Consider the following 13600-nt stretch of genomic DNA (forward strand, 5'->3'; position numbering starts at 1 on the left):
CAGGCTGACATCTGCAAGACCTCGTTCCGGCCACCGGAACGAGGTGAGAGGTGGTTTCATGTTGGAACAACAACAAGTGGGCGAAAGTCTGCGCTTCAATGCCATTGGCAAGAGTTTCCCCGGCGTGCGTGCGCTCTCGGACATCAGTTTCGTCGCGCGACCTCATCAGGTGCACGCGCTGATGGGCGAGAATGGCGCGGGCAAGTCAACGCTGTTGAAGATCCTCGGCGGCTCGTACCAGCCCAACAGCGGCAACCTGCAGATCGGCGAACGTACCATGCATTTCAAGTCGGCGGCGGACAGCATCGCTGGCGGGGTGGCGGTGATCCACCAAGAGCTGCAACTGGTGCCGGAAATGACCGTGGCCGAGAACTTGTTGCTAGGGCATATGCCCTCGCGCTTCGGCATCGTTAATCGTCGGGCTATGTTTCGTCGGGCGCGGGAACTGCTCAAAGGCTTGGCAGATGAGATTGATCCGTCGACGCGCCTCGGTGATTTATCCCTGGGTCAGCGTCAGTTGGTTGAAATTGCCAAGGCCATGTCACACAACGCCCATGTTATTGCCTTCGACGAACCGACCAGTAGTTTGTCGGCGCGGGAAATCGAGCGCTTGATGGCCATCATCGCCAAGCTGCGCGACGAAGGCCGGGTGATCCTGTACGTATCGCACCGAATGGAAGAGATTTTCCGCATTTGTGACGCGGTAACGGTATTCAAGGACGGCCGTTTCGTTCGTACTTTCGAACAGATGAGCGAGCTGAGCCACGATCAGTTGGTGACCTGCATGGTGGGTCGCGATATTCAGAACATTTATGACTACCGGACTCGGGAACACCAGAACACTGCGTTTCAGGTCGAAGGTCTGCTTGGCCATGGCTTGCAGGAACCGGTGAGCTTCTCGGTGGCGAAAGGCGAAGTACTGGGTTTTTTTGGCTTGGTCGGGGCAGGGCGTACCGAGCTGCTGCGTTTGCTGTCAGGACTGGCCCGCAGTAAAGCCGGTACGTTGCAACTGGAAGGCAAACCCTTGACGTTGAACTCCCCCCGCGACGCCATTGCCGCCGGGATTCTGCTATGCCCCGAAGACCGCAAAAAAGAAGGCATCGTGCCGCTGTCCAGCGTGGCGGAAAATATCAACATGGGCGCCCGTCGCGACCATGCGCGCTATGGCTGGTTGATTCAGGGACGTTGGGAGCACGACAACGCCATCAAGCAGATCCGTGCGCTGAACATAAAAACGCCGTCGCCCGATCAGCAGATTATTTACCTGTCAGGCGGCAATCAGCAGAAAGTGATTCTGGGCCGTTGGTTGTCGATGCCGATGAAGGTATTGCTGCTCGACGAACCTACACGCGGTATCGACATCGGCGCGAAAGCTGAAATTTATCAAATAATTCATAACCTGGCAGCGAGCGGAATCGCAGTGATTGTGGTCTCCAGCGACTTGATGGAAGTGATGGGGATTTCCGACCGGATTCTGGTGATGAGCGAAGGCGCTATCACCGGCGAGCTGCTCCGTGACCAAGCGGATGAATCTCGACTTTTGCAACTGGCACTTCCTCGCTCACGCGGGTAATTAATTATGTGGCTGACCAGAAAAAATACAAACGAGGTACATATGTCACACGAAAATAGCCTGCCCGCTCCTCGGCAAGGTCTGAACTTGCGTCGGTTCTTCGACGATTGGGTCATGCTTCTCGCTGCCTTGACCATTTTTGTGCTCTGCGCACTGTTCATCGATAACTTCATGTCCTCATTGAACATGCGCGGCCTTGGACTCGCGGTGTCTACCGTCGGGATCGCCGCGTGCACCATGTTGTTCTGTCTGGCGTCCGGGCATTTCGACTTGTCGGTGGGTTCTGTGATCGCCTGTGCGGGCGTGGTGGCGGGGTTGGTCATTCGCGACACCAACAGCGTGTTCCTTGGGGTTTCGGCGGCACTGGCCATGGGCCTGGTGGTCGGCCTGGTCAATGGCATCGTTATCGCCAAGTTGCGCATCAACGCGCTGATCGCAACCCTGGCGACCATGCAGATCGTTCGTGGCCTGGCGTATATTTTTTCCAGCGGCAAAGCTGTTGGCGTGTCGAACGAGGGCTTTTTCGTCTTCGGTAACGGTCAGCTTTACGGCGTTCCGGTGCCAATCGTGATCACTGTGTTGTGCTTTCTGTTCTTCGGCTGGCTGCTCAATTACACCACCTACGGGCGCAACACCATGGCCATCGGCGGTAACCAGGAAGCGGCGTTGCTGGCCGGCGTACACGTTGACCGGACCAAAATCATCATCTTTGCCGTGCATGGTTTGATCGGCGCGTTGGCCGGTGTGGTGCTGGCTTCGCGGATGACTTCCGGGCAGCCGATGATTGGCCAGGGCTTTGAGCTGACGGTGATTTCAGCCTGTGTACTCGGTGGAGTCTCGCTGAGTGGTGGTATCGGCATGATTCGTCATGTAATTGCCGGGGTACTGATTCTGGCGATCATCGAGAACGCGATGAACCTGAAGAATATCGACACCTTCTATCAATACGTGATTCGCGGCACGATCCTGTTGATCGCCGTGATTATCGACCGGATGAAGCGGCGCTGAGTCTAATAGATTGTTTTCTGTAGGGGCCAACGTGTTGGCGAGAGGTCTGACGTGCTCAGCCCCCATCCAACGCCTCGCCAACACGTTGGCTCCTACAGATGTCATGCTTGGATCAAACCGCTCGGTCCAGCTGCAATTTGCGCAGTGTTCCCATACTCAAAAAGGCCAGTGCGCCAACCAGCGCATGACCGGCCACCACGTACAGCGCACCCTCGAACGAACCGGTGGTCTGGACGATATAGCCGATAATGATCGGGGTGAAGATCCCGGAGATGTTGCCGAACATATTGAACAGACCGCCAGCCATGCCGGTGATCTCTTTCGGCGCCGTGTCGGAAACCAACGTCCAATCCACCGCAACGATGCCTTTGCCGAAGATCGCCAGGGACATCAGCAGCGTGACGATCCAGATCGACTCGGTGAAGTTACACAGCACCAGGGTCGCGCCCATGCTCATGCCGCACACCAGCGGAATTTTCCGCGCAACGGTCAGGGAAAAGCCTTTGCGAATCAATAGATCGCAAATCGCACCACCACACAACGCGCCCAACAGACCGCAGATTCCCGGTACTGCGGCAATGGCCCCGGCTTCCATGATGTTCAGGCCGCGACCTTTCACCAGGTAAATCGGGAACCAGGTCAGGAAGAAATACTGCAACGACGTGTCGCAGTATTTACCCAAGTAGATTGACCACATCATCGGGCTTCTCAACAGCACTTTCAGGTCAGCAAACGTGGGGATAAACGCGCCTTTGGCCTTGGGTGCGTCCATGTCTATTTGCGCGCCGCCTTCCTGGATATACGCCAGCTCGGCGCTGTTGACCATGGGATGCTCGCGCGGACTTTTGACCACCTTGAACCAGATCAGGCTGACGATGATGCCAAGCCCGCCCATCAACCAATAAACATGTTCCCAGCCGTAGTTATGGGCGACGAAACCCATGGCTGGCGCCAGCATGACCACCGACAGGTACATCGACGAGTTGTAAATCACCGTGGCGGTGCCACGTTCTTGCAGGGGGAACCACGCGGCGACGATACGGTTGTTCGCCGGGTACACCGGGGACTCGATCAGTCCTAGCAAGAAGCGCAGGACGAACAACGTACCAATTGCGATGGGTACCGACAGAAAGCCGATCAGGCCCTGGGCGACGGTGACGGTTGACCAGAGAAACAGCGACACTCCGTAGACCCGCGCCGAACCAAATTTGTCCAGCAACCAACCCCCCGGTAACTGGCCCAGTACGTAGGCCCAGGCAAACGCGGAGAATATATAACCGAGCGTGATGGAATTGATGCCCAGTACCTGGGTAAGGGCTGTGCCGGTTATCGACAAGGTTGCCCGGTCACCGACGTTGATTGCGGTGACAATAAACAGCATGGCCAACACCAGATAACGAACCTTGCTTCGAGCGGCTGTGGCGATAGGGAGTGCTGCAGCGACAGGCGTGGCTGCGACGTCTGAATGGTCCACATGAATGTCCTCGGTTGTTGTTTTTATGGTCCGACTCAATCAGGGAGCCGCCCCGTGCCATACGTTGCCGGGCGGCTCAGGCGTTACGGGCGTTTGCCGACCTCGACCTGCTGTGCAGTCCAGGCTTTGACTTGTTCACTCAAGGTCAGGCCAAGGCCCGGACGCGTTGGGACCAACATGCGTCCGTCGCGGGTTTCAAGGCGTTCGTTGAACAGCGGTTCCAGCCACTCGAAATGCTCGACCCATGGTTCGGTCGGGTACGCAGCGGCAAGGTGTACGTGCAACTCCATGGCGAAGTGCGGTGCCAGCATCAGGCCCGCCTGTTCGGCCATGGCCGCCACTTTCAGATACGGAGTAATGCCGCCGACGCGAGGGGCGTCGGGCATCAGGAAGTCAGCGCCGCGCAGTTTGATGAACTCGGCGTGTTCGGCAACGCTGGTAAGCATTTCCCCGGTGGCGATGGGCGTATCAAATTGCAGGGCGAGGGCGGCGTGCCCTTCAGCGTCGTAGCAGTCCAGGGGTTCTTCGATCCAGATCAGGTTGTGTTCTTCGAACTTGCGGCACATGCGCTGCGCGGTCGGGCGGTCCCACTGCTGGTTGGCGTCGACCATCAACGGGAAGTTATCGCCCAAGTGTTTGCGCACGGTACTGACCCGGTGCAAATCCACTTCCCAGTTCGGCTGACCGACCTTGAGTTTGATCCCGCCGATGCCCTTTTCCCGGGACAGATCGGTGTTCTTCATCAATTGGTCGAGGGGGGTGTGCAGGAAGCCGCCGGAGGTGTTGTAGCACCGAACCGAGTCACGCTGCGCGCCGAGCAAACGTGCCAGCGAAAGGTTGGCGCGCTTGGCTTTCAGATCCCACAAGGCGACGTCGAAGGCGCCAATGGCTTGGGTCGACAGGCCGCTGCGGCCCACGGAAGCACCGGCCCAGCACAGCTTGGTCCACAACTTGGCGATGTCGCTGGGATTCTCGTCGAGCAATGCCGGAGCGATTTCCTGAGCGTGGGCAAACTGGCCGGGACCGCCCGCACGTTTGGAGTAGCTGAAACCTAGGCCGCTATGGCCATCGACGGTTTCGATCTCGACAAACAGCATGGCGATTTCAGTCATGGGCTTCTGCCGCCCGGTCAGGACTTTTGCGTCGCTGATGGGGTTCGCTAGCGGCAAGAATACCGACGACACGCGGACCCAGGCGATACGGTCGTCATCCGAGGATTTGAGGGGAGTGTGTGGTGCGGCCATGGGAGTTCTCCTGGTGAACGGTTTTAAGAGCTTTATGAATGGGATTGGCGCAGATCGCTGAGGTGGGCATCGTTCAGCAGCGGGTTCACGGGCGGATCTTGCGGCTCGTCGAATTCGAGGCGTTTCAGTGGGCCGACGATGAACAGATAAGCGAACGCACCCAATAGGCCCATGGCCGCGACGTACATCAGCGCAACGTCAAACGACCCGAGCTGATTAATCATCACGCCAATGGCGATGGGGGTGACGATGCTGGCCAGGTTGCCGCAGAAATTGAACATCGCGCCGCTGACGCCCATGGCGCGCTTGGGCGAAACGTCACCGACGATGCACCAGCCCAAATTGCCCACGCCTTTGGCAAAGAACGCGATGGACATCACCAGAATTACTAGCGGAATCGACTGGGTGTAGTTGGCGACCACGATGCTGCTGGACAGCAGCAAACCGCAGATAATCGGGGTCTTGCGCGCAGCGGTGAGGCTGTAGCCTTTGCGCAACATCCAGTCGGACCAGAGACCGCCGATCACACCGCCCAGGCAACCGGCGATGGGCGGAATAGCCGCCACCAGGCCGACCTTGAGCAAGGTCATGCCCTTGGCTTCGATCAGGTAAGTCGGGAACCAGGTGAGGAAGAACCAAGTGATCGAGGTAAGGCAGAATTGGCCGAGGTAGATGCCGAGCATCATGCGGTTGCCGCCAATGGTGCGGACGCGTTTCCAACTGAAAGGAATTGGCGCATCGCCCATGGAAGGCAGGCCGCCGCCGGCTTCGATGTAGTCGATTTCCGCTTGATTGACCCGTTTGTCTTTGCGCGGCTCATGGACCATGCGGAACCACAGCAGGCCGATCAGGATGCCGGCGACCCCAGTGGAGAAAAACACGTGCTGCCAGCCGAAGGTGCTCAGGGTCCAGACCATGATCGGGGTGAACGCTGCCAGGGCGAAATACTGTGCTGACTGAAATACGGCGGTTGCCAGCCCGCGCTCATGCCGTGGGAACCACATCACGGTGAGGCGGTTGTTGGCGGGGAAGGCCGGTGCTTCGGCTGCGCCCATTAAAAAACGCAACACAAACAGCGCCACAAACGCCGAGCTGAACAGGTCAACGTAGCCCTGCAAAAAGGTCAGCCCCGACCACAAAATCAGGCTAAGGCCCAACACCAGCCGCGAGCCGAAGCGGTCGAGGATGATGCCGCCGGGTATTTGCAACCAGGTGTAGGCCCAGCCAAAAGCGGAAAAGGCGATGCCCATGGTCACGGCATCAAAACCCAGGTCTTTGCGCAAGCTAGGGGCGGCAATCGACAGCGTGGCGCGGTCGACGTAATTGAACACGGTAACGATGAAAATCATCACCAGAATCAAATAGCGGACGTTGGTCTTCGTCGCTACAGAGCGCATCGGGTTATTCACTATTATTTTCCTTATTGTGAAATCGCTGTCGTGTGGCGGTGCGGCGTCGGGATTTACCTTAACCATCTGCTGACTATGATTGCGCAATCATCCGTAATCAAAAAAAACGAGACACCGTTTTTAACCGTGGCTCTGTTGGCGGATATTACACTGATTGCGCAATCATTCAACGATTGTAGAATACGATCTGTAGGGAGGCGGCGTGATTCGAAGTTTAGGTACTGGCGCGATCAATCAGCCGAAACCCGGTATCAATGCGTACCGGCGCTTCGCCGCTGTTGGGGTGTTTGAAGCGTTCCAGTAAGGCTTGCGCCGCCTGGAAACCAATGTGCGAACCGTCGACATTGACGGTCGACAGTGCCGGGTACACTTGCGCCGCACTGCTCAAATCGCCAAACCCCATCACCGCCAGGTCTTCAGGGACGCGCAAGCCGCGACTGGCCGCTTCGGCCAAAACACCTTGGGCGATGGTGTCGGAACTGCAGACCACAATCTCCGGCGAATTTTTCTGTCCCAGTAAGCGGCGCAAGCCTTCGCGGCCGATTTCCAGCGTGGCGGGGGGCGCTAGCACTTCAATGGGCACTTCCGTTACGCCGTTTCGCCCCAGTTCGGCCATCAAGCTATGGCAACGACGTAGACCACGAGGGTCGCTGATGCTAATCACCGAAAACCGGCGGTAACCCTTGTCGAGCAAGTGCCGCGCCGTGGTTTCTCCTACTTGTTCGTGGGAAAATCCCACCAACATATCAATCGGTGCTTCGCTGAGGTCCCACGCTTCCACCACCGGAATTCCCGCTTGGGCCAGACGCAGGCGGCTGGCCTCGGTGTGCAAGGTCCCGGTGAGGACAATGCCGTCAGGACGTCGTCCGAGTACCGCCTCCAGCAATGCTTCCTCTCGTTCAGCGGAATAACCAGTCAGCCCCAGCAGCGTTTGATAGCCGGCTTCGGTCAAGCGATCCATCAAAGCCTGAACCGTGTCCGCAAAAATAGAGTTGGCGATGGTCGGCAAGAAAATGGCCACTAACCGACTTTTGTTGCTCGCCAGGCCACCGGCGAGCATGTTCGACACGTAACCGGTGGCGCGAACCGCTTCGCGGACTTTCACTCGGGTCAGCTCGCTCACCAATTCAGGGCGATGCAGGGCGCGGGACACGGTCATAGGAGAGACACCCGCGACCTTCGCCACATCGATCAAGGTCAGGCTGGAGGCTTTCGGCAGGGGAAGGGGCGGCAGAGGCATGGGCTGAAGGGCGTTCCGGTCGGCATTTGCGCCACACGATACCGTTTCTTCACCCATAAATGTATAGCGTGTAACCCTCCCAACCACAGGGTCTTAGGCCACGGTGCAGCATTTATAGAACGCGCGTCTGGCAGATGAATCCATATTCCTGCGCACTTCTTGGTATCGTGCGTCACAATTTGTAATGTTTACTCCTTTTTAAACGAGAAGCTGTAGCAATGCCTGATCCAATTCCCTTAAAAGACCATGAGAAAGAAAGACAGCTGGTCAATAAACGATTAGCCGCCTGTGGCCTGCTGGTCGTGATTCTGAGCTGCATCCTGGTGGGCAGGATGTATTTTCTGCAGGTTACTGAATTCGCCTATCACTCGACCATTTCCGAAAACAACCGGGTCCACGTGCTGCCGATCACCCCGGAACGGGGCATGATCTATGACCGCAATGGCGTAGTGCTGGCCGATAACCGCCCCAGTTTTAACCTGATCATGACCCGTGAGCGTTCCGGAGACTGGAGTCAGGTACTGGATGCGCTGATCAGCATTTTGAATTTGCCGGAAGAAGACCGGATCCTCTTCGACAAGGATTTGAAGCAAGCGCGCCACCATTTCGATCCCGTGACGCTGTTGTACGAGTTGACCGAAGAACAAATTGCGCTGATTGCCGTCAATCAATTTCGCTTGCCGGGTATAGACGTTGAGCCGCAGTTTGTGCGCCATTATCCCTACGGTGCGCATTTCGCCCACTCGATTGGTTATGTGGGCCGTATCAACGAAAAAGAATCCAAGCAACTGGATTCGGTGGAGTACCGCGGCACCCAATCCATTGGCAAGACCGGTATCGAGAAGTTTTACGAATCCGAACTGCACGGGCGAGTGGGCTACGAGGAAGTTGAAACCAACGCCCAGGGCCGTGTGTTGCGGGTGCTTAAACACACCGATGCTATACCCGGCAAGAGCATCGTCTTGAGTCTGGACGTTCATCTGCAAGAAGCAGCAGAAGACGCATTGGGCGATCGTCGTGGCTCGGTGGTCGCGCTGGACCCGGAAACCGGCGAAGTGTTGGCGATGGTCAGCAAGCCGAGCTTTGACCCTAACCTGTTCGTTACCGGCATCAGTTTCAAGGAATACGCTGCGCTGCGCGATTCGGTGGACCGGCCGTTGTTCAACCGAGTGCTGCGCGGTTTGTATGCACCGGGTTCGACGATCAAGCCGGAGGTAGCAATTGCCGGACTGGACAGCGGAGTGGTGACGCCCCAGGCCAGAGTCTTTGACCCCGGTTACTTCCAACTGCCGGATTACGACCACAAATACCGTAACTGGAACCACAGCGGCGATGGTTGGGTGGACATGGACGCCGCAATCATGCGCTCTAACGACACCTACTTTTATACCTTGGCGCACAAGCTTGGCATCGATCGCATGCATGACTACATGACCATGTTTGGCCTGGGCCAAAAGGTCTCGCTGGACATGTTCGAAGAAGCGCCAGGCCTGATGCCGTCCCGTGAATGGAAGCGGGTGACCCGACGGCAAGTCTGGTTCCCGGGCGAGACGGTGATTCTGGGGATTGGCCAGGGGTATATGCAGGTCACGCCGTTGCAACTGGCACAAGCCACTGCGCTGATCGCCAACAAAGGCGTATGGAACCGACCGCACCTGGCGAAATCCGTGGCCGGTGTCGCCCCCGTTGACGAGCATCCGATGCCGAATATCGTGTTACGCAATAGTGCCGATTGGGAACAGGTCAACCACGGCATGCAGATGGTAATGCACGACCCGCGCGGTATTGCTCGAGCGGCGGCGGTGGGTGCTCAGTACCGAATTGCCGGTAAAAGCGGTACAGCGCAGGTGGTTGCGATCAAGCAGGGCGAACGTTACAACCGCCTGAAGACCTTGGAGCGTAACCGAGACAACGCCTTGTTCGTAGGCTTTGCCCCGGCAGGAAAACCGAAAATCGCAGTGTCGGTGATGATTGAAAACGGCGAGGCCGGTGGCCGTGTGGCGGGGCCGGTGGTGCGCCAGATTCTGGACGCCTGGTTGCTGGATAAAGACGGTAAGTTGAAGCCACAGTATGCAATTCCATTGGTTAAGCCACCGGGTGAGCCCCACGTTTGATTGGGTGACATACCCCCTGTATAGCCAACTCGTTGGCGATATCGGCACATCGCGGTACTTGAGAAAGACCGCGTTGCCTGCTTAGCCAACCCGTTGGCTCCTACAGCATGTGCGTTCAAACGCCAGCCATTTTGCCCCTAAACAGCGCATTTCCGTTTCTCTGCGCACCTTCTTGAGTCCTTATTTTCCCCTCTGAAATAATCTGCAAAATACCCGTTGTGCTCGATCAAATACGGATGTTATGTTGATAACACCCTGAAACAAAATGAACGTCATCTAACATTATGATCGTAGACAAGAGCCGTTTCCTCGACACGCTAGAGCAGCGCTTCAACAGCCTGACGCCTACCGGTAAGCGGATTGCGGGCTATCTGCTGGCCAATCCGCAGAAGCTGCCGTTCGAGACCGCGGATAGCATTGCGCAGCAGACCGCGACTACTGGAATTTCGGTCGGACGGTTTTTGCGCTCGTTGGGTTATCGCAACCTGGACGACGTCAAACAAAGCTTGCGCGGCGACTCTGGCAATACGTGGTTGATCACCGATCGATTGGGCGCTTTTCGTGAGGAGGCCACCCATGGCGATGCGTTGGATCGCTCCCTTACTCGGGAGCTGGAAGCCATTCAGCACATCTACGGCTTGGCCCGCAGCGACACGTTCAGCCAGGTCGTCGAGCGTTTGTACGCTGCTGATGCGGTTTTTATTGTCGGCATCCAAACCACCCGCGGCATGCTCAACGCCTTTCACAGTCACCTGGAATATATTCGGCCGAAGGTTTACTACGTTGATGGTCTGTCCGGCACTTATGCCGAATCGCTGAATTCACGGTTCGAAAACCCTTACGCCGTGATTGCCGACTTCCGTACCTATTCCGCTGTAGCGCGCACCTTTTGTGAGGTCGCCAGCAGCAATAGCCTGCCGCTGGCATTGATCACTGACTTCCATTGTCCATGGGCTCGGGATTACCCCGTGGACTTGCTGCAGTTGAAATCTGACGTCGGACAGTTCTGGGATTCCATGGCGCCGCTGGCCTGCCTGTTTAACCTGATGGTGTCGGCCGTTGCAGAAAAATATGGCAGTCGGCTGGACGAACGCCTGGCGAAAAACCGGCAGTTGCAAGAGCTTTTTGGCCAGTTCGAATAGCGCCTCCGACGCCTTTGAAAAAGTCGCCGTGGGTTGACCACCGTTTTATCTGATTTGGAGTGTTTGAGTGAACAGCAGCCCACTTGTCAACGTCGATGCCGAGGCGCTTAAGATCGAAATCGACCTGATCTATGCCGGCGCGGATAACTTGGCAGGCAAACCGATTTATAAAGACGCGCGTTGCCTGCTGCATCGCGATGCTGAAATTTGCCTGCGTCTTGCCAGTCGATTAGCGCATCAGGCCGGGTTGAGCTTGCGTGTGTTCGATGCCTACCGACCGCCGTACGCGCAATTGTTGTTGTGGGAAGCGCTGCCCAACCCGGAATACGTGCGTGACCCAAAGCTGGGTTCGCACCACAGCCGTGGCGTCGCGGTGGATTTGACCTTGCTCGACGGCGAGGGTCAGCCATTGGACATGGGCACCGGCTTCGATGACATGCGTGAGCAATCCCATCAGTTTTTCCCTGACTTGCCGCCTGCGGTGCAGCGCAATCGCCTGCTGCTGCTGGGGATCATGCTCGGCGCTGGTTTTCAGCACATTGCCAGCGAATGGTGGCACTACGAATTGCCGGATGCGGAGAATTACCCGCTGATTGACGACCACTCGATTCGTCCTGCACGTGATTAAACCGTAACACCGCCTCACCAGACCGGGACACTCATGAATCCCGGCGTACACCCGGCGCAGTTGTCTAGCCACAGGCAACGATGATTGCCCGTAGCGAGCACCCGGACCCGTGCTTGAGTTTTATCTGCCCGGTATAGCGTTAATAAAAAACCGATGAAATTCCATAGTTTGAAGATCAAGGAACCGGCATGAACCGACTTTTCACCCCGCGCAAATTGGCCCTGGCCCTGCTGTGTTCAGCACTCGGCCTGGGCGCCTGGCAATCGGCCAGCGCTGCTACGCCACCCGATACGCTGATGATTGGCAAACCTTCTGACCCGCAAACGCTCGACCCGGCGGTGACCATCGATAACAACGATTGGACCGTGACCTACCCGTCGTACCAGAAACTGGTGGCTTACAAGGTCGAGAACGGCAAGGGCAGCACCGAAGTGCGAGGCGATCTGGCCGCCAGCTGGAGCACCTCAGCCGACAACCTGGTCTGGGAGTTCAAGCTCAAGCCGGGCAACAAATTCGACGACGGCGCCGAAGTGAATGCTGACGCGGTGAAGTTTTCATTCGACCGCTTGATGAAGCTCAAGCAAGGCCCATCCGGTGCATTCCCGGATGATATGGAGGTCTCGGTGGTTGATCCGATGACCGTACGCTTCACCTTGAAAACCCCCTATGCGCCGTTCCTCTACACCCTGGCGCACAACGGCGGCGCCATCATCAACCCGGACGTGGTGAAAAAGTCCGATGACGTTAACGCTTACCTGTCGACCCACACTGCCGGCTCGGGGGCTTTCCGTCTGGCGTCCTGGCAGAAAGGTCAGTCGTTGACCATGGAACAAAACACTTACTTCGCTGGCCCGAAACCGGCCTTGAAGAAAGTCGTGGTCAAAATCATCGGCGAGGCTTCGGTGCGTCGCTTGCAACTGGAACACGGTGACCTGGACATCATCGAAGACATGCCAGAAGACCAGTTGGATGCGCTGAGCAAAAAACCCGGTGTGGTCATTGGCGATTATCCGTCGCTGCGGGTCACCTTGTTGTACTTGAACAACAAGAAGGCGCCGATGAATAACCCCGATGCGCGTCGGGCGATTGTCGATGCCCTGGATTACGACGGCATCATCAACGGCATCTTGAAGGGCAAAGCCAAGCCCATGAACGGGCCGATCCCCCAGGGGATGTGGGCTTACGACTCAAAGCTGCCGCCATTCAAACAAGACAGCGCAAAAGCCAAGGCTGACCTGGCCAAGGTGCCGCAAAAAATCACGGCGCTTAACTTCATGTACTCGGACAAGGACCCTAACTGGGAGCCCATCGGCCTGACCTTACAAGCTGACCTGGCGCCGCTGGGGATCAACCTGAAAACCGAAAAACTGGCCAATGCGACCATGCGTGAGCGTTTGGGCGCGGGCGACTTCGATATCGCCATCGGTTCTTGGAGCCCAGACTTTGCCGACCCGTACATGTTCATGAACTACTGGTTCGACTCCAAACTTCAGGGTTTGCCGGGCAACCGTTCGTTTTATGAAAACCCGGCGGTGGATAAGCTGATCCGCGAATCAGCCGCGAACAATGACGCCGCCAAGCGTACCGAGCTGTACCAGCAAGCGCAAAAAATCGTGCTTAACGACAGCGTCTACGCTTATTTGTATCAGAAGGCCTATACATTGCCGATGCGCAGTACGGTGAAGGGTTACGTGTTTAACCCGATGCTTGAGCAAGTGTTCAACATCGACACCATCACCAAATAAGCATCACCCGGTAGAACGCGGCG

The 13600-nt window shown here is 57.0% G+C and carries 10 protein-coding genes; 6 read left to right on the forward strand and 4 right to left on the reverse strand.

The genetic code is table 11. The features are described from left to right. Window positions 1-58: 58 nt before the first annotated feature. Together araG and araH are read left to right on the forward strand one after the other, a co-directional pair. Entirely contained in the window at window positions 59-1573 is a 1515-nt protein-coding gene (gene araG, locus JWR17_RS14630; protein ID WP_299832630.1) for an L-arabinose ABC transporter ATP-binding protein AraG, read from the forward strand. 42 nt (window positions 1574-1615) lie between these two features. Then, window positions 1616-2581, forward strand: coding sequence for an L-arabinose ABC transporter permease AraH (gene araH / locus JWR17_RS14635; RefSeq protein WP_299832631.1), 966 nt, complete (start codon window positions 1616-1618; stop codon window positions 2579-2581). A 112-nt stretch (window positions 2582-2693) separates the two neighbouring features. Here the strand turns inward: araH and JWR17_RS14640 are convergent, their stop codons facing one another. The 4 genes from JWR17_RS14640 to JWR17_RS14655 form a co-directional block, all read right to left on the reverse strand. Next, window positions 2694-4055: an MFS transporter gene (locus JWR17_RS14640; RefSeq protein WP_299832632.1), complete on the reverse strand. Its 1362-nt coding sequence runs from the start codon at window positions 4053-4055 to the stop codon at window positions 2694-2696. An 83-nt stretch (window positions 4056-4138) separates the two neighbouring features. Next, window positions 4139-5299 carry a mandelate racemase/muconate lactonizing enzyme family protein gene (locus JWR17_RS14645; RefSeq protein ID WP_299832633.1) on the reverse strand — a complete coding sequence of 387 codons (1161 nt, stop codon included), beginning with the start codon at window positions 5297-5299 and terminating at the stop codon, window positions 4139-4141. Window positions 5300-5331: 32 nt separating this feature from the next. Next, window positions 5332-6708, reverse strand: a complete 1377-nt coding sequence (locus JWR17_RS14650; protein WP_299832634.1) for an MFS transporter — start codon at window positions 6706-6708, stop codon at window positions 5332-5334. A gap of 214 nt (window positions 6709-6922) precedes the next feature. Next, window positions 6923-7948 (reverse strand): LacI family DNA-binding transcriptional regulator, encoded by a 1026-nt coding sequence (locus JWR17_RS14655; RefSeq protein ID WP_299832635.1) that lies wholly within the window; start codon window positions 7946-7948, stop codon window positions 6923-6925. Window positions 7949-8166: 218 nt separating this feature from the next. On the opposite strand from JWR17_RS14655, the gene mrdA reads away from it, so the two are divergent. From mrdA to JWR17_RS14675, 4 genes are all read left to right on the forward strand, one after another. Beyond that, window positions 8167-10062, forward strand: a complete 1896-nt coding sequence (gene mrdA / locus JWR17_RS14660; RefSeq protein ID WP_299832636.1) for a penicillin-binding protein 2 — start codon at window positions 8167-8169, stop codon at window positions 10060-10062. A gap of 284 nt (window positions 10063-10346) precedes the next feature. Continuing rightward, window positions 10347-11204: a MurR/RpiR family transcriptional regulator gene (locus JWR17_RS14665; RefSeq protein WP_299832637.1), complete on the forward strand. Its 858-nt coding sequence runs from the start codon at window positions 10347-10349 to the stop codon at window positions 11202-11204. A gap of 67 nt (window positions 11205-11271) precedes the next feature. Continuing rightward, window positions 11272-11832 carry a D-alanyl-D-alanine dipeptidase gene (gene ddpX, locus JWR17_RS14670; protein WP_299832638.1) on the forward strand — a complete coding sequence of 187 codons (561 nt, stop codon included), beginning with the start codon at window positions 11272-11274 and terminating at the stop codon, window positions 11830-11832. A gap of 188 nt (window positions 11833-12020) precedes the next feature. Beyond that, window positions 12021-13577, forward strand: a complete 1557-nt coding sequence (locus tag JWR17_RS14675) for an ABC transporter substrate-binding protein (protein WP_299832639.1) — start codon at window positions 12021-12023, stop codon at window positions 13575-13577. The last annotated feature ends 23 nt before the right edge of the window (window positions 13578-13600 follow it).

The organism is Pseudomonas sp., from assembly GCF_028293835.1.
Classification (GTDB): Bacteria; Pseudomonadota; Gammaproteobacteria; order Pseudomonadales; family Pseudomonadaceae; genus Aquipseudomonas.

What these genes read in the sequence shown, in the direction of transcription:
- JWR17_RS14665 (WP_299832637.1), top strand. Translation starts at nt 10,347, where the DNA reads ATGATCGTAGACAAGAGCCGTTTCCTCGACACGCTAGAGCAGCGCTTC.
- mrdA (WP_299832636.1), top strand. Translation starts at nt 8,167, where the DNA reads ATGCCTGATCCAATTCCCTTAAAAGACCATGAGAAAGAAAGACAGCTG.
- JWR17_RS14645 (WP_299832633.1), bottom strand. Translation starts at nt 5,299, where the DNA reads ATGGCCGCACCACACACTCCCCTCAAATCCTCGGATGACGACCGTATC.
- JWR17_RS14675 (WP_299832639.1), top strand. Translation starts at nt 12,021, where the DNA reads ATGAACCGACTTTTCACCCCGCGCAAATTGGCCCTGGCCCTGCTGTGT.
- araH (WP_299832631.1), top strand. Translation starts at nt 1,616, where the DNA reads ATGTCACACGAAAATAGCCTGCCCGCTCCTCGGCAAGGTCTGAACTTG.
- JWR17_RS14655 (WP_299832635.1), bottom strand. Translation starts at nt 7,948, where the DNA reads ATGCCTCTGCCGCCCCTTCCCCTGCCGAAAGCCTCCAGCCTGACCTTG.
- araG (WP_299832630.1), top strand. Translation starts at nt 59, where the DNA reads ATGTTGGAACAACAACAAGTGGGCGAAAGTCTGCGCTTCAATGCCATT.